Origin of the sequence: Corynebacterium kutscheri (genome assembly GCF_000980835.1) — a bacterium.
GTDB classification, from domain to species: domain Bacteria; phylum Actinomycetota; class Actinomycetes; order Mycobacteriales; family Mycobacteriaceae; genus Corynebacterium; species Corynebacterium kutscheri.
On the sequence record NZ_CP011312.1, the window covers coordinates 1,137,940 to 1,154,544 of the forward strand.

Below are 16,605 nucleotides of genomic sequence, written 5' to 3' on the forward strand. Positions count from 1 at the left end.
CGTTATAAAATAAAGAAAAGGCAAACACCTATTGGGTGCTTGCCTTCCATTATTTAAAACATGCGTACTGCATAAGGGCTCATACCAGACCATCGAACTGGAGAGATTCGAACTGTAGAGCCAGAATTTGGCGCTTCTATCATCTGACCGTCGCCAAGATAAATTGCTACGTGATGTTCGGCATTAGGCCCGTAGAAGATGAGATCACCGCGTTGTATATTTTGTGGACTGATTTGTGTGCCACGCTGGTATTGGTAACCACTGTAGTGTGGAAGAGAAATTCCAGCGCCAGCAAATGCGTAGAGCACCAGACCGGAGCAGTCGAAGCCAACTTTGTTGTAGTCACCATAAGAATCAGCTACGCCGCCATCACGGATTCCACGTGTTGGTCCATTAGCATCGCCACCGCCCCAAGCATAAGGCGTACCGACGACTCCCATAGCTCGGCTAATGACGGTTTCAATTTTGGTATCTCGAGAAGCATCGGAAATTATTGAAGTTGCTTTCTCACTGACCGAAGTATCTGTATCTAGTGTTACGACGTCGAGATCTTTAAGAACAGAAGCAAGCGTGTCACTGAGATTTGGGTTTTGGACTGCTGCGATAGATGTGTCCTCAGTGTCGGTATAAGGGTCTTCTGTGGTGGCATGGGTTGCTGTATTTGCGGCGATAATCGCTGCTGCGGCGGCAGAAGCAGCCGCAGCCGCAGCGGCACTGGCATCACGAGCAGCTTGTTCATCAGCTGCTTCTTGTTGGGCACGTTGTCGAGCAGCTTCAGCCTCTGCTGCTGCTTGTTCTGCTTTCGCTTGTGCAGCAGCACGTTCCTCGGCAGCGGTTTTTTCTGCAGCTTGGCGCATTGCCTCAGCTTCAGCTGCCTCGGCTACTTTTTGAGCTTCCTCAGCGGCTTGGCGCGATGATTCAGCAGCACGTGCTTCCTCTTCGGCTACTTTTCGGGCGGCTTCGGCAGCCTCATACTCTTCATAGTCAGAACGTTGAGTATTAAGAACAGTAATATTTCCGCGAGCAACATCTAGTTGTACCTGAGCCGCATCACGATCCGCAGTGAGCTGAGCCATTTGTTCTTGCTGGCCAGCTAGGGCAGCAGAATTTTCGTTGATAGCTGATTGTGCGTGTTCTTGAGCAGTAGTTGCTTCTTGTTCACGTTTTTCCGCTAGATTGCGTGCCTCACGTAGTTTTGACTCTTCATTCGCTTGTTCGGTGCGCAAGCGATCAAGTTCGTCGATAGCAGCACGCTGTGTTTGCGCAGTAGTTCGAAGATAAGTTTGGCGATCAAGTGAATCTTCTGAGTTTCCATTGCCAGAGATTGCCGAGACACCATTAGGGGTAGTTCCCTGTCGGTATGCTGTACGAGATATTTCATCTAGCTGTGCCTGGGCATCAATAATTTCTGACTGGGTGGCATCAAGATTAGCCCGTGCTGCACTCACACCTTGGCGCGCTTGTTCTGCTTTCGCCTGGGCATCATGCAAGTCCACTAAGGCTTTATTGACGGCTTCGCGTAGCTGCCCCATGCGTAATTCAAGTTCAGCAATAGCTGATTCAGCAGAAGAAAGTTGAACTGCAAGTGCGGAAACATGCGATTCAGCAGTTCCTACTGCTTGGGTGGCGGCGGTTATTTCCTCATCACTGGGATTAACTGGTTGCGCTACGACGGGTGAAATCGTCGATACGCAGGCAGCAGCTGCTAGAGCAGCAATAGTACTGCGCATGATGCGGTGCATCCGGGTGCTACGACCCACGAGAGATAATGTACTCACTCAGGGAACTCCTGTCGCAAGATGCAATAAACCCATGTTTTGACCCAGTCTATTAAAGTTAACAGACTTGACTAAGTAGCGTATGAGCTAGCTGCTCTGTCACTGGACATGGGCTTGCATCGTGGCTTCCATTTTTAATTCGCCGCCATTTGGGTCGATTTGAAAGCCGGCTTCCCTGCTGAGTTATCGATGCGTGCTTCCCCACATGCCCGATGCTTCTGATGCTAATAGAAAGTCAAGTTTCCAAAATCGACTCATGAGTCGACAATTGAACTTTAAAGCACACTGCACACTTATTTCTCATTGTTACATTTTAGTCACAAGAGTCACACCCTTTATTACGATTTGGTAACCGGTGCTGACCTGGGGTTCTAGTGTTACATAGTTACATATGTGACATTTGACACTTTATGGAAAATCTTCGGCGTGTTGTTAAATATGGGGTGCGAGATCCTATAAAAGGTGAGCTCTTATAAAAAGCAAGGTTTATAACTTGATTTTTTAATTAACCACGATTGCCGGAGGGTGAATTGTGTAGCATAAAAGGCGTTAGGATTTTCTAAATACAAGCCTAACGCCTTGACTGTTGCAATTAATTTATTTTTTAAGAGCGGTTAAAAAATACGACAATAGCAATGGCAAAAATTGTACTAATGGCGGTAAGTATATTTATTGCTGCTCCGGGAACGGGTTCGGCGTTAATGTGGTCAACAAGTACCGTGGTTGCCTCTGCGTAGTTTGGGTTCGCTAGGAAGTGCCATTGGGCGGATTCGATATCGGCTCGATTATGTACTGTGCTCACAATGGCGCCAGAACTGGGAGCGCGAACTATGACTGTATCTAAGTGTGAGGTGATAAGAAGCTCTTGAGCGATATCGCGTAGATCGGCAGTCTTTGCTGGGGTGGAATCTAGAATCGCAATACCTACGCTGCCAAATCCATTTTCCTGCGCATATGTGATAGCAGATTCTAACTCTGTGTGTAGCTTAGGGTTGGAAGATTCCAGAGCGATTTGATCGTCATTAATCTGCTTAGAGAGCTCATGAAGATCTATATCTGACGGAATCAACTTCTCTCCCTAGTAATAGATAGTGTGGCATAAAACGTTTTTACCCTAACAGTAAAGCTGATCTTTATTGCATTTCGACGCTTGGATTCTTGGTTGCGTTTGCTCAATATTTTTTCTTTATTGACTATTGGGAACCTTTTTAGTTGGGCTAATTTCCTAAATGGGGGTAGAAAACGGGCATAAAAAGCTGAAGTTCCGCAACAGAACGATCGTACTGTTAAGATGGGCGCCAGACGACGTTGGACTGTATATGTGCAGTATGTGATGTCGACATACCCCGAAACATGGATAAACAGCCATATTCATGTGGGTGAGTTTTCTTGAATGACGCACCTCATAAATACGAACGGAAAATGGAGCTTACTGTGACCACAAGCAAAAACTCCTTTAATGCTAAGAAAAAGCTTGAAGTTGGCGATAATTCATATGATTACTTCGCATTGAATGCTGTACCAGGCATGGAGAAGCTGCCGTACTCCCTTAAAGTTCTTGGCGAAAACCTCTTGCGTACTGAAGATGGTGCAAATATCACTAAAGAACACATTGAAGCTATTGCAAACTGGGATCCTGCTGCTGAGCCGAAGGTGGAAATCCAATTCACTCCAGCTCGTGTCCTTATGCAGGATTTTACTGGTGTTCCTTGTGTAGTTGATCTAGCAACAATGCGTGAAGCTGTGAAAACACTAGGAGGCGACCCAGATAAGGTAAATCCACTTAATCCTGCTGAGATGGTGATTGACCACTCGGTTATTATTGAAGCCTTTGGTTCTTCGCAAGCTTTAGAAGAAAATGTTGCTATTGAATATGAGCGCAATGAAGAGCGCTATCAATTCCTTCGGTGGGGGGCGGAGAACTTCTCTAACTTCCGTGTTGTTCCTCCCGGAACCGGTATTGTGCACCAAGTTAATATTGAGCATTTAGCCCGAGTAGTTTTTGACAATGACGGGCTTGCTTACCCAGATACCTGTATTGGTACCGATTCCCATACCACTATGGAAAATGGTTTGGGCATTTTAGGTTGGGGCGTAGGCGGTATTGAAGCTGAAGCAGCCATGCTTGGACAGCCAGTATCTATGTTGATTCCTAAGGTTGTTGGTTTCAAGCTTACTGGTGAAATTCCTACCGGAGTTACTGCAACTGATGTTGTGCTTACGATTACTGAAATGTTGCGTGAGCATGGCGTAGTGCAGAAATTTGTTGAATTCTATGGCAATGGTGTGAAGTCAATTCCACTAGCTAATCGAGCAACCATTGGCAATATGTCACCTGAATTCGGCTCTACCTGTGCAATTTTCCCCATTGATGAAGAAACTATTAAGTATCTGATGCTTACTGGCCGCCCTGCTAAGCAAGTTGAGCTGGTTGAAGCTTATGCTAAAGCACAAGGAATGTGGCTAGCTGAGGATGCTCCCGAAGCTGAATACTCGGAATATCTAGAGCTAGACCTTGCGACGGTGGTTCCATCGATTGCTGGACCGAAACGACCTCAGGATCGTATTTTACTTTCTCAGGCTAAACAACAGTTCCGTAAAGATTTACCAACATATACCCAGGATGCAGTTGTTGAAGACGACTCAATTGTGGCCGTACGTATGGGCTCAGAAGGCGAAGACCAAGATGCTGCACCAATGCCATCTACCTTGAATTCTTCCCGTGCTGGAAATGGTGAATCTGCCGCGCATGGTGCACAAGGACGTCCTTCTCGTCCAGTAACAGTTACCTCACCTAATGGCGGAGAGTACACCTTGGATCATGGCATGGTTGCTATTGCTTCTATTACCTCGTGTACTAATACTTCTAATCCTTCAGTGATGATTGGTGCTGGTTTGATTGCTCGCAAAGCAGCAGAAAAAGGTTTACAAGCAAAGCCATGGGTCAAGACGATCTGCGCACCAGGATCACAGGTGGTTGATGGGTACTATAAGCGTGCAGATCTGTGGAAAGACTTAGAAGCTCTGGGGTTTTATCTCTCTGGATTTGGTTGTACTACCTGCATTGGTAACTCCGGCCCACTCCCGGAAGAAATTTCTGCCGCTATTAACGAATATGATTTAACTGCTACCGCTGTACTTTCTGGTAACCGCAACTTTGAAGGTCGCATTTCACCTGATGTGAAGATGAATTACCTGGCTTCACCAATCATGGTGATCGCTTATGCCATTGCCGGTACCATGGATTTTGACTTCGATACCCAAGCTCTGGGACAAGACCAGGATGGAAATGATGTTTTCCTAAAAGATATTTGGCCATCCACGGAAGAAATTGAGCAGACTATTGCTCAAGCTATTTCTCGTGAGCTTTATGAAGCCGACTATGCCGATGTCTTTAAAGGCGATGAGCAATGGCAAAACCTTGCTATTCCTACTGGCAAGACTTTTGAATGGGATGAATCTTCTACTTATATTCGCAAAGCACCATATTTTGATGGCATGGAATTAGAACCAGAAGCTGTCACAGATATTAAGGGTGCTCGTGTGCTAGCTAAGTTAGGTGATTCGGTAACTACTGACCACATCTCCCCTGCGTCGTCAATTAAACCTGGTACTCCAGCAGCACAATATCTGGATGCGCATGGCGTGGAACGCAATGATTACAACTCGTTGGGGTCTCGTCGTGGTAATCATGAAGTGATGATGCGCGGTACTTTTGCAAATATTCGTTTGCAGAATCAGCTTGTTCATGTTGCTGGTGGATATACCCGTGATTTTACTCAAGAAGGTGCGCCACAAGCCTTTATCTTCGACGCCTGCCAAAACTATAAGCAATCCGGTATTCCACTAGTGGTACTAGGCGGTAAAGAATATGGCACTGGATCTTCACGCGACTGGGCAGCCAAGGGCACTAACCTTTTAGGCGTACGTGCTGTTATCACTGAAAGCTTTGAACGAATTCACCGTTCCAACCTCATTGGTATGGGGGTAATTCCATTGCAATTCCCTACTGGGCAATCGCATGAATCGCTGGGATTAGATGGCACTGAAACCTTCGATATTCTTGGCATCGAAGAGCTAAATAATGGAGTCACACCAGAAACTGTGCAGGTTATTGCTACCAAGGAATCTGGTGAGACAATCACGTTCGATGCGATTGTACGTATCGATACCCCGGGTGAGGCTGATTATTATCGCCATGGTGGTATTTTGCAGTATGTACTGCGCCAAATGATTAAGTCCTAAGATCATAAAGAGGGTTGTTTCTAGTGCAACCCTCTTAAACAATTTTTTAAGAGGAGATTTAGGTGCCTGTCGTTAGTCATGCAGAACTTCAGTTGCGTCGCCAGGAAATACTTGAAGGCGCACGGAAATGCTTTGCAGAGCATGGCTACGGTGGAGCAACGGTACGTTTGCTAGAAGAAGCTACGGGGAAATCTCGGGGCGCAATTTTTCATCATTTTGGCGATAAAGAAAACCTCTTTTTAGCTTTAGCGCGAGAAGATGCAGCTCGTATGGCTGAGGTGGTAGCTAGTAATGGTTTGGTAGCAGTAATGCGCGATATGCTTGCCCATCCAGAACGTCATGATTGGTTAGCGACCCGACTAGAGATTTCTACTATGTTGCGCACCGATATGGCATTTCGTGCCCGCTGGCAAGAGCATCAAAAAATTCTCGATGAGGCGGTGCGAGCCCGCTTAGAATCAAATATTGCTCAAGATGGTATGCGTCCAGATGTTCCTATAGAGGTACTGCATACTTTTTTAGAGACAGTAATGGATGGTTTTATCTCTAAATTAGCCATTGGTGCGGATCAGAAAGAATTAGAGCAAGTACTCAACCTTGTTGAAGAAACTGTTCGTGCTCGTATTCGAGCTTAACGACTCAATTCCTTTTTTATAGACCGCTTGGTCTATGGTAGTGGTTATGGTTTCCTTGCTTTTGGTTTCGCCGCGATCTGGCCTTGATGTCGCCCATGCCGAGTATAATGACGTTTTGCGCGCCACTAGATTGCAACCGGAGCAATTAGATCAAAAAATAATCGACGATACCACCAAGACAATTGGTTGCCTAGCTGATTATGATGGCGTGATTGTGGGTGGTAGTCCATTAAATGTGACTGAACCAGACTATTGTGCATGGCAAAAACATGTGCACGAGCAATTACACAGTCTGGTTAATGCTGATTTGCCAGTCTTTTTTATCTGTTTCGGTAGTTCTTTGCTTACCTATCTCACCGGTGGCGAAGTAGGGCGCACCCATCCAGAAGAGTCCGGCGCAACGACGGTAACGCTTACCCAGGCTGCATTAACGGATCGGATTACTTATGATCTACCGGAAAGTTTTACCTCGCTTACTGGACATACCGAAAATACTATTGCGGTAGGAACCGGAACTGTTGTTCTAGCAACTGGTTCGAGCTGTCCGATACAGATGATTCGTGCTAATGACACCACCTGGGCATGTCAATTCCATGCTGAGATGGATGCGGCAGCTATGAAAACTCGGATGGATTTCTATTATGATTACGGTTACTTCTCTCCTGAGCGTTATGACGCAATCGTAGCGACGTTACCTGATGTGAACACCACCTATTCCAACCAAGTTTTGCGTAATTTTGTAGAAGTATGCGAAGGAAAGCGCTAAAAATCACAACTGCATCTTTTAAAGCACGAGTTTGTATTTTGCTAGGTTAATAACCTGTGCATTTAAATGGAACCATTATCATTCGTCGCGTCGTAGCGGCTATCTGTGATTTTCTTATTATCGGCGGTCTTTTATTGGCTATGCCGGCCATTGCAGCAGAGGTCTTCTCCCCTACATTGCAGGGGGCAGTTCTCGTTGCTGTGTTATCAGTGTTGGCCCTTTATGGTTATAAAGTTATCTGCGAGTGGATTTTTGGTATCACATTAGGAAAAAAATTGTTGGGGCTAGAAATTCACTATCGTTATGAGCGTTGGTGGAGCAGTTTAGTACGCAATACATGGTTGATTCTTGCACTAGTCCTCTATTTCCTATTCTCGCGTGGCGATGGCGCTATTTTCTTTGTCCTGGGTACCGTTATCGTGGTTTTTATTACTGCGTTGGCACATGCGTCGCAACGCCATGTCTTTGATCTATTAGCTGGTACCCAGGTAACGGTTATTAAAAGCTAGATGAACCACCGGCTCCAGAAAAACCAGAGCTAAACGAGGTATTGTAACTACTGTTACTATTGGTGTAATTGTGGTTTGCCTGATCGGTATACCAATTATGGATAACCCAATAAGGGACAAAGCCGTTATAGCCATAACCTGGTCGATAATCCTCACTATCTAAACGTGGCGGATTAATGCTTTGCTTCTCCTTACCGTAGGTCTGCTCGCGGAATTTCTCTAGGGCAATACGGTATTGGTTAAAAAGTTCCACAAATTTATTCATAAAGTGCGGATCATCAGTATCAGCACTTAATTCTTGTGCTTGAGTACGTACCTCAACCAGGCTGTGATAAAGACCGGTATCTGTGTTTTCAAGTTCTGTAATGGCTTCATTGATGTCATTAATGAGTTCTTGTATCTCGCGAGTACGTACTTTGGCATCACCATTTTCTAATGCAAAAAGCTTTTCAATATTTTTCTCTGCATTTCCAGTTGATTCGGTGACTTCAAAAGCACGGGCAATCTTTTTTGCTTCGCTACGGTATTGGTTATCGGAAGAATCGGCGTGAAGATAGGTAAGTTCATGAGCTAGATCATGAATTTTTAGGAAATCAGTTTTAATTTCTTCCCATTGGTTGCGTAATTCGGTATCCACTAGTGGTGACTGTAGTGAATGCGCGCGGATATCAAGATGATCCAACCGGCTAGCAAGTTCACCATATTCTTTAGCCACAGTCGACCACTGTTTGCGAGCAGTCAAAGCTTTTTCTTCTTGTTTGCGACGACGTATTCCACCAGCAAAAACTGCTGAGAATGCGACACTAGCACCAGCTGCTCCAGAACCTAGTATCGCAAATAACCTATTTTCCTCGGCTTTGGCAAGATGTGCTTGACTGATTGCTTCAATATCGATTGCGCTATGCAGCCCGTCGACAAGCCCTTGACCAATGAAGCCATTTATAACGGCAGGTTTAATCGCATCGATAGATTGGTGTAGGTGCTCAGATTCTCTGAGATCCAAGGTATTGGCAACATCATCACCAGCAAAGATAAAGGCTGCACGAGGATCAAGTCCAACACCAACAAAAAGCGTGCCGGGGCTAAAAGAATCCCCGTCAATTGTTTCTGGGATATTACTGCGCAGATAGTACTCCACGGTGTCATTGACATTTTCATCATTGTTGGCGAAAACAATGAAATGTATCTGCCTGACTACCTCAGGCACCGTAAAGCTTTGATTAAGTAGCTGGATATCTGTATCGGTAAGTACATTGTCTGGATCGTGGATTTGGGTGCTGACCGTGTGGTATGGAGTGGTCAGTTCATATTCAGCTGCGGTGGGCTCATGGTAAAACATCGCTGTACCTGCTGAAATACCGGTACCAATAAGTATTGCTGTGGCGATTGAAGCCATAGCAATTTTTGACAGTGATGGTGCCATAGATTAGCTACTCCTTGAGGGGTTTATAGATTGTCCGCCAGTATATAGTTCAGTGGCTTTTGTGGGGGTAGAAAGAGGGTAATTTTTTGTGAAAATTGTGACCAAAGTTAAGCTCGTGAATATTGTAAATCAAGGTTACTTACTGGGCTTTAAATATTTTATGGGCTTTATCACAACAATAAGGTGGAGTGACCTGCGGGTTTAAAGTTTTCTTCTATTTTTAAAATTCTATTCTTATATAAATTTAAGTAAAAAACCTGTAACAATTCGCTAGCATGTGAGGTCACATACAGATAAGAATTGCTTCCTCATAACATTTAGGTGATTTTGTGCAGAAACTAATAAAGGTACTCACCGCTGCCGTCATTGCTTTAGTTGCTAGTGTTACTACACCGGTTGCTTTGGCTCAAACTAGCAGTGAAAGTGGAATTGCAGTTTTTCATCGTATTCATGCTGCATTTCCAGCTATTAGCGTTGACAGTATCAGCTTAGCAGCAGAGAAAGCAGTAATTTTTGCTCAAATCAATGCTTATCGCGCTCAACATGGTCTCGCCCCAGTTGCCTATAGCCAGGAATGGGCTAACCAAGCGCAAGATTGGGCAAACTATCTCAATTCTCAGGGCGGACATCACACCTGGCATCAAAGTGATATTAATGCTTTTGAGGTGATCGCTCGTACTGCCTGGACCGATATTAATGCGCCGGTACAGCAGTGGAAAGAATCCCCTACCCATAATAGTGTGCTACTTTCGCCAAACTTAGGTGTCGGTGGCGTTGGTTTGGTGCAAAATAACCTTGGCCAATATATTGCGGTTTTCCGTGGGTTCTTTTAAAAAATAACTATCTACTGCGTTGTTTATAGTCAAGACAGCGCAGTTTTTCTATCTTATGGCGTAAAGTAAAACAGCATGTTCGCCATTATTTCTGTAACCGGTGCCGATCACACTGGAATTATCGCTGCTGTTGCCACTGCCTGCGCTGAAATGGATATCAATATCCACAATGTTTCTCAAACGCTCATGGATGAGTACTTCACCATGATCTTGCATGTGGCGTTTAACGAAGCACAGATTGGTATTTCAGAAATACAAGAAAAAATGAACGCAGTTGGTGAGCAACAAAAACTTACTATCCGTATCCAATCGCAGGCCATTTTCGACGCAATGAATACGATCTAGCCCATGAACAATTTAGAATCTCACTACAACATTGTTGATACCATCGAGATGATTGAAAAATATCGTCTTGATATTCGTACTGTGACCATGGGCATTAGTTTGCTCGACTGCGTGCGCTCTACCATGGACGATACGTGCGAGGCAGTATATGAAAAAATCACTCGCCTAGCTAAGAATCTGGTTCCAGAATGTGAAGGCATTGAACGAGAACTAGGTATTCCTATTGTTAATAAGCGCATTTCAGTTACTCCGATAGCCCTTATTGCGCAGTCAGTTTCTGGTTCTCCAGTCCAGCTGGCTAAGACCTTGGATAAAGCGGCAAAAGCTGTCGGGGTGAACTTTATTGGTGGCTATTCTGCAATCGTCGAAAAGGGAATGACTCCTGGTGATGAGCGTTTAATTCGTTCTATACCAGAAGCACTAACCGTTACTGATGTTGTATGTTCAAGTGTCAATATTGGTTCTTCGCGTGCTGGTATCAATATGGATGCGGTACGCACAATGGGTGAAGTTATTAAAGAAGCTGCTGAGCTAACCAAGGATCAGTCTGCTATTGCTTGTGCCAAGCTGGTTGTCTTTGCTAATGCTGTAGGCGATAACCCCTTTATGGCAGGTGCTTTCCACGGTATTGAAGAGCCCGATTGCGTAGTAAGCGTAGGCGTTTCTGGTCCAGGTGTAGTCAATAGAGCTCTTGGTGATCTTGATGGCGCAACCTTAGACCAGGTAGCTGAAGCAATTAAGAAAGCAGCTTTTAAAATTACTCGTGCTGGCCAGCTAGTAGGAACAATGGCCTCGCAGCGACTCGGTGTGCCCTTTGGCATTGTAGATCTTTCACTAGCGCCTACGGCAGAACTGGGTGATTCAGTAGCGCACATTATGGAACACATGGGTCTGGCTCAGGTAGGAACCCACGGCACTACTGCAGCGCTTGCTTTGCTTAACGACGCAGTGAAAAAAGGCGGCATGATGGCGTGCTCCCGTGTCGGCGGATTATCTGGTTCTTTTATCCCAGTTTCTGAGGATAAAGGCATGATTGATGCGGTACGAGCGGGCAATATCAGTATTGATAAGCTTGAAGCAATGACCGCAATTTGCTCGGTTGGCCTTGATATGGTGGCGATTCCGGGAGATACTTCTGCCGAACTTATCTCTGGCATGATTGCAGACGAAGCCGCTATCGGGGTAATGAACCATAAAACCACTGCAGTTCGGGTTATCCCAGTTCCAGGAACCAAACCTGGCGATGAGGTGAACTTTGGTGGCTTGCTTGGATATGCACCGGTGATTCCGGTTTCGCGGGTGGATAATTCAGAATTTATTCATCGTGGTGGACATATCCCAGCGCCGGTGCATGGTTTTAGGAATTAATCCCATAAAATAAAAACGCCAATGGGCCGACCGTACCACATATAGTGGTAACGGCGGCCCAGAGTGGTTTGCGGCCACGAATTTTTTCTGCCGGTAGATGATAAAGAAAGTGCCAGGCCGTTGCTTTAAGCACGATATCGGTGGCCACAGTAGAAATAATCAGAGCTTTCTTTTTGTTTGTCATGCTTACAGACTATCAAAGAAGCTCGCGGGGAATAACCTTTCCAGCGTCGTTACGAGGCAGTTTATCTAGCCAGATAATGTTGTCCGGAATATTATGCTGCGCTAGGTTATCAGCAACAATTTTGCGCAGAGAATCCTCATCAATAGTACTCCCCTGGGCGCGGACAACATAGGCATTGAGCTCACTCATGATCTCACCACGAATACCTCTGACATAAGCATCATGGATATCGTCTAGCGTATGCAAAAATTCTTCCAGCTCACGAGGATAAACGTTTTCCCCACCTTTAATCACCATATCGTCATAACGGCTGCGAACATGCAAGAAACCTTGATCGTCGATAAAACCTAGATCACCAGTGCCTAACATGTGATCTTTGACAGTGGCTTCATCAGTTGGCGATAGATAGCCGACCATTGATTCCGAGTTACAGCTATAGACCATGCCAACTTCATTAGTGGCTGCCTCAGTGCCATCTTCCCGGAAAATTTTAACCCGGATACCACGGGCAATAGTACCAGCGCGATCAGGATCAGCCGCAAGTTCATTGGCACTTGCGGTAGCGATCGGACCATGTTCAGTGGAACCATAAAAGTTACATACAACATTGCCAAAACGACGATTAAGCGCATGTACTAATACTGGTGGAATAGCATTTCCCGAGCTGGCAATAAAACGCAACTGTTTTGCTTTGCGCAGATGGGTTTGAGAATCAATATCTCTTAAACCGTACTCTTCTTCGAAATCTTTAAGGAAGATTGCTGCCGAAATAATTCCGGTGACCTCATAATTCAAGAAATCATCGGTGGCTTGTTTCCCATCAAAGTATCGATGCACGATCATCGTCGATTTGGTTGCCCAGACGAGATTAAGGTTTAGCCAACCCCAAGCATGAAAAAGTGAGGCATGTTGCTGAATAACCCCGTGCAACCGCCATGGGATCTTTGGCAAAATAGAGGCTAATACCTGAGGTGTTTTAGGAACCCCACGGACAATACCTTTAGGCAAACCAGTCGTACCTGAACTCATAATGACCGTAGGCATACGAGTAGGTTTTTCCGCAACTATCGGATTAAGCGGTGCAGCATCAATAATCTGCTCCATAGTGGATAGATCTGCTGGTGCGGGGTCTTCATCATCGTGATAGCCAATAATAATAGGAAGACCTAAATCACGCAGCTGCCCAACATAAGCCGCATCAACAACAAGGGCTTTCGCCCCATAGGAACGAATAATACGATCCAACTGTGCCGGCGAAGACATCGGATTCATAATCATCGGTGAGACGCCCAAATAAGCTAAAGCAGCTAAAGTAATGGGAGTTACCCGAGAATTGCGGGCAATAATACCGACCTTGTCGCCTTCTACTACCCCTAAATTAGCCAAGCCGGCAGCAAAACGGCGCGCTCGAATACGCAACACACGATAACTTATCTCGCCGAGATCATCAATAATCGCAGTGCGATTAGGTGAATGCTCAGCCGCATTTTCTAATAGAAAAGCTAAGGAAAACCCCCACCGAGCGATACCCGAAGTAATAACTTTCGCGCCATAGGGGCGTCGCAAAGCAAGAACCCCGGATTGTACAATATAAGGGACAGATTCTGCAAGCTGAATTAATTGTCGACTCTTTGGTACATAAAGATCAACAGGCTTTTCGACGATAGTATGAGACATTGAAGCTTTCTTTACTTAAGACTCGGCGATAATTCGGGCAACCTGAGCTTTGCCATTATCGGTAAGGTGAACGGGCATATTGCGGGCAGCACCTAAATCGATAAAAGCGCCCATCCAGCGTTGCTCATCGGAAGCACACATACCGTGCCCCATAGACTGAGCGCGAACATCGACAAATTGAATTCCAGTACGCTGTGCAACATCACGCTGCATAGCTTCTGCCTGATTCTCAAAATGCGTTGCCATGGGCAAAGCTTCAATAGTATGCAGATTAAAACCCCACTGAGCAAGGCACACCGTATAGTTATTGTCCGTGATTGACGGATAACCGATCATCTTTATTTGCGCATGTGGAGCAGCTTGTCGGATACGCTGAATTTCTGGCACCATCGTCGAAACATAATTATTGTGCAAAACATCAGCAGGAATACTCTTTGTATAGGCAGCATGAGTGTCATTAATTCCGATTTGAATAACCACCACACGAGTGCTTGCATCAAGTGCACCATCGGCAATAGCCTCATTAATTTGGGTAGCGAAAACCTTACCACCAGAATGAGCAGTAGCACCTGGGCAAGAATAATCCCAGGCCGCCATGCCAAGTCGCGCCGCAGCTTGTTTAGCAAGACCATTACGATCCGTAGCGCAGCCGCGATTAATATCCACATCCGAAGAACCAGAAGAGCCACTTGACCCAGCAGTGACCTTAGACATAAACCAACCATCGACGGTAGGGTTAGCCATGATTGAGTCACCAAAAGCAACAAAAGCATTCGGAGCAGCGCTTGCATGTGGAACAGTTGCTACTGTGCATGTAGCAGCAAGCGTGCACAAAACAGTAGCTAAACGACGGCGAAATGTAGTCATGGAGTTTCTTCTAACTATATGAAAATGTGAGGGTTTAACCTTAATGTGTATCGCAAACATGCGAGCAATCGTTACACACCTGTAACCCTACCGGTTGAAAGTTACGCTAGCGTAGTTGTTTTGCCCATGCAAGTTTTTAGACTAGGGCAGTCTGGTGGTTGCTTGATATGGGTTTTGTGAGGGCATTGGTTGCCTAGGGAACCAACTTTTGTGGGGCTAGTTTTCCATGTTTTGGAGCACTAGAAATACAGCGGTTCATGGCGACCGTATTTTGGATTCATATGAGACTCGGTCGGAATGAGTTTATTTCCGATGGTTTCGTGGGGACGTTAGTGTGAAATTTCGTGGCGTTCTCGATAGAGTGTGATTCTTTATTTGATATTTGGTGGAACCGCTTTGGGTTTTAAGTGAAATATTCAACCTCCATGTCTCCTATTGAAGTTTCCTCCGAGAAAACTCTACCGCCCGGTAGGTTTAGTGAGTCAAAAACCCAGCTATTGTACCTGGACCGTAGTAGGGATGCTTACTTATAAGCCGGTGCATATGCATTGCTGATTAAAATACGGGGATTTTGTCAATGTGTGGAACTTTCCCGGTCAAGATCTTGAGAAGCTTAGATGGGACAGCTTCCATGCTTCTATTTTGGGATGGGGTCTCCCCAACTGGCAACCTAAATTAAAGCATGGTCAAAGTTTAAAAGTGGTGTCATCTTTGTCTATAGCTCATCTTTGGGGTAATGAAGACGCGGATGACTTTGCAATTGCGTTTTTCTGAGCCACTTTAGGTGAATTGATCACCCTAAGTGGCTATTTGGGCGTAATGTATCTAATGTCCTAAAATTTACCAAAGGTATTGAGATATTATGTCAAAGCAGAAGGAAATAATCAGTCAAGTGACTTCGGCTCTCAAAATGACGAATGCAGAACGACTTGCAGATGGTGGTCAAAAAAGTGTTTGGAAAGGAATCTTTAATGGCGCTCCAGCTGTCGCTAAAATTATTTTTCTTTCCGGAAATCCAGTGAACGATCAGGTCACCATTATACGGGCACAACGCGAAGTGGATTTATTAAGAAATATTGACTCACCTCAAGTTGTCCGACCGTTCACAGAGCTAATCGTAATTGGGGATCCACCACAAGCCTTATCCTGGATAGAAGAGTGGTTAGATGGATCTGATTTGACCGCACATTTACATCGCCAGTTCACTTCCGATGAAGCCTGGAAATTGATCATTGATCTAGCTAAAGGTCTAAAAGAAATACATAACCTCGCAGTAGTTCATCGAGACCTATCCCCTAGTAATGTTCGACTAAAGTCAGACGGATCTTATGTTCTGATGGATCCTGGCTTCGCTCGATATTTAGCCAAAACTACACTGACTGGGATATCGCAACCGGGCACTCTCGGATGGCGATCCCCTGAACATATTCCAGGAGGTGAGCCAGTTCCAAGCAGCGATATTTTTTGTTTAGGTATTCTCGCATTTTACTGCCTTACTGGTCAGCTTCCTTTTGATATTAAGAAAGAGATCGTTGATCATGAGTTTGAGCTACAAAACTGTCAAGCTCCCTCTGTGGCAAGCTATCGTTTCGATTTAGATCAAGAACTTGTTGCAATGATAGATAAATGTTTGCAACGAGAACCTAGCCGCCGATTTAGCAATGGAGCTGAATTGTTGGGTGAACTAAAAACTCTTAGAAAGATTTAAACATGGATGGAGTGCTGATTCGAGGTTGCAACTCCCTAGCATGAAAAATCCCCGCAATGAAGCACGTTTTCGATAGAGTATTTATATTTGAAATCTTCCAATAATGCTGGTGTTCAACTATAACAGGAGTCAGCTGTTGATCTTTGCCAGTATCTTAGTGAAGTAAATTCGAAAGGTACGAGGATATACGTCAGCATCGATAACTTAGAATGTTTATGACCACCTCTTCCCTGGTGATGATGAGTTATGGAAGGTGGCGATTAATGG

Annotated in this window: 14 protein-coding genes; 8 read left to right on the forward strand and 6 right to left on the reverse strand. The window is 45.1% G+C overall.

Annotation, left to right across the window (positions count from 1 at the left end; all coding sequences use genetic code 11):
• Positions 1-53: 53 nt before the first annotated feature.
• Positions 54-1,742 carry a DIP1281 family NlpC/P60 protein gene (locus UL82_RS05220; protein WP_083966506.1) on the reverse strand — a complete coding sequence of 563 codons (1,689 nt, stop codon included), beginning with the start codon at positions 1,740-1,742 and terminating at the stop codon, positions 54-56.
• 640 nt (positions 1,743-2,382) lie between these two features.
• A complete protein-coding gene (locus UL82_RS05225; protein ID WP_046439427.1) occupies positions 2,383-2,847 on the reverse strand; it encodes an Rv1476 family membrane protein in 465 nt (154 codons plus the stop codon).
• A gap of 365 nt (positions 2,848-3,212) precedes the next feature.
• On the opposite strand from UL82_RS05225, the gene can reads away from it, so the two are divergent.
• The 4 genes from can (at position 3,213) to UL82_RS05245 (ending at position 7,933) form a co-directional block, all read left to right on the forward strand.
• A complete protein-coding gene (can, locus tag UL82_RS05230) occupies positions 3,213-6,023 on the forward strand; it encodes an aconitate hydratase (protein ID WP_232009525.1) in 2,811 nt (936 codons plus the stop codon).
• A gap of 62 nt (positions 6,024-6,085) precedes the next feature.
• Positions 6,086-6,658 carry a TetR/AcrR family transcriptional regulator gene (locus tag UL82_RS05235; RefSeq protein ID WP_046439431.1) on the forward strand — a complete coding sequence of 191 codons (573 nt, stop codon included), beginning with the start codon at positions 6,086-6,088 and terminating at the stop codon, positions 6,656-6,658.
• A gap of 46 nt (positions 6,659-6,704) precedes the next feature.
• Positions 6,705-7,424 carry a glutamine amidotransferase gene (locus UL82_RS05240; protein WP_046441248.1) on the forward strand — a complete coding sequence of 240 codons (720 nt, stop codon included), beginning with the start codon at positions 6,705-6,707 and terminating at the stop codon, positions 7,422-7,424.
• A gap of 56 nt (positions 7,425-7,480) precedes the next feature.
• Positions 7,481-7,933, forward strand: a complete 453-nt coding sequence (locus UL82_RS05245; RefSeq protein WP_046439433.1) for an RDD family protein — start codon at positions 7,481-7,483, stop codon at positions 7,931-7,933.
• On the opposite strand, the gene UL82_RS05250 is transcribed toward UL82_RS05245, so the two are convergent.
• The gene (locus tag UL82_RS05250; protein WP_046439435.1) at positions 7,923-9,356 is read right to left on the reverse strand and encodes a hypothetical protein; all 1,434 of its coding nucleotides are present in this window, start codon (positions 9,354-9,356) and stop codon (positions 7,923-7,925) included. The two genes, UL82_RS05245 and UL82_RS05250, sit on opposite strands and share 11 nt — an antisense overlap.
• 329 nt (positions 9,357-9,685) lie before the next feature.
• Between UL82_RS05250 and UL82_RS05255 the strand changes: the two genes are divergently transcribed.
• The 3 genes from UL82_RS05255 to UL82_RS05265 all read left to right on the forward strand — a co-directional run bounded on the left by UL82_RS05255 (position 9,686) and on the right by UL82_RS05265 (position 11,902).
• Positions 9,686-10,189 (forward strand): CAP domain-containing protein, encoded by a 504-nt coding sequence (locus UL82_RS05255; protein ID WP_046439437.1) that lies wholly within the window; start codon positions 9,686-9,688, stop codon positions 10,187-10,189.
• 75 nt (positions 10,190-10,264) lie between these two features.
• The gene (locus UL82_RS05260; RefSeq protein WP_046439439.1) at positions 10,265-10,534 is read left to right on the forward strand and encodes an ACT domain-containing protein; all 270 of its coding nucleotides are present in this window, start codon (positions 10,265-10,267) and stop codon (positions 10,532-10,534) included.
• Positions 10,535-10,537: 3 nt separating this feature from the next.
• Positions 10,538-11,902 carry a PFL family protein gene (locus UL82_RS05265; protein ID WP_046439441.1) on the forward strand — a complete coding sequence of 455 codons (1,365 nt, stop codon included), beginning with the start codon at positions 10,538-10,540 and terminating at the stop codon, positions 11,900-11,902.
• Here UL82_RS05265 and UL82_RS05270 read toward each other — a convergent pair.
• From UL82_RS05270 to UL82_RS05280, 3 genes are read right to left on the reverse strand one after another with little or no spacing between them, the layout of a single operon-like run.
• Complete coding sequence (locus tag UL82_RS05270) at positions 11,892-12,086, reverse strand: hypothetical protein (RefSeq protein WP_046439443.1); 195 nt, start codon at positions 12,084-12,086, stop codon at positions 11,892-11,894. The two genes, UL82_RS05265 and UL82_RS05270, sit on opposite strands and share 11 nt — an antisense overlap.
• A 12-nt stretch (positions 12,087-12,098) precedes the next feature.
• A complete protein-coding gene (locus tag UL82_RS05275; protein WP_046439445.1) occupies positions 12,099-13,763 on the reverse strand; it encodes an AMP-binding protein in 1,665 nt (554 codons plus the stop codon).
• Between the two features lie 15 nt (positions 13,764-13,778).
• Positions 13,779-14,630 (reverse strand): GDSL-type esterase/lipase family protein, encoded by an 852-nt coding sequence (locus UL82_RS05280; protein ID WP_046439447.1) that lies wholly within the window; start codon positions 14,628-14,630, stop codon positions 13,779-13,781.
• A gap of 862 nt (positions 14,631-15,492) precedes the next feature.
• Between UL82_RS05280 and UL82_RS05285 the strand changes: the two genes are divergently transcribed.
• The gene (locus UL82_RS05285) at positions 15,493-16,338 is read left to right on the forward strand and encodes a serine/threonine protein kinase (protein WP_083966426.1); all 846 of its coding nucleotides are present in this window, start codon (positions 15,493-15,495) and stop codon (positions 16,336-16,338) included.
• The last annotated feature ends 267 nt before the right edge of the window (positions 16,339-16,605 follow it).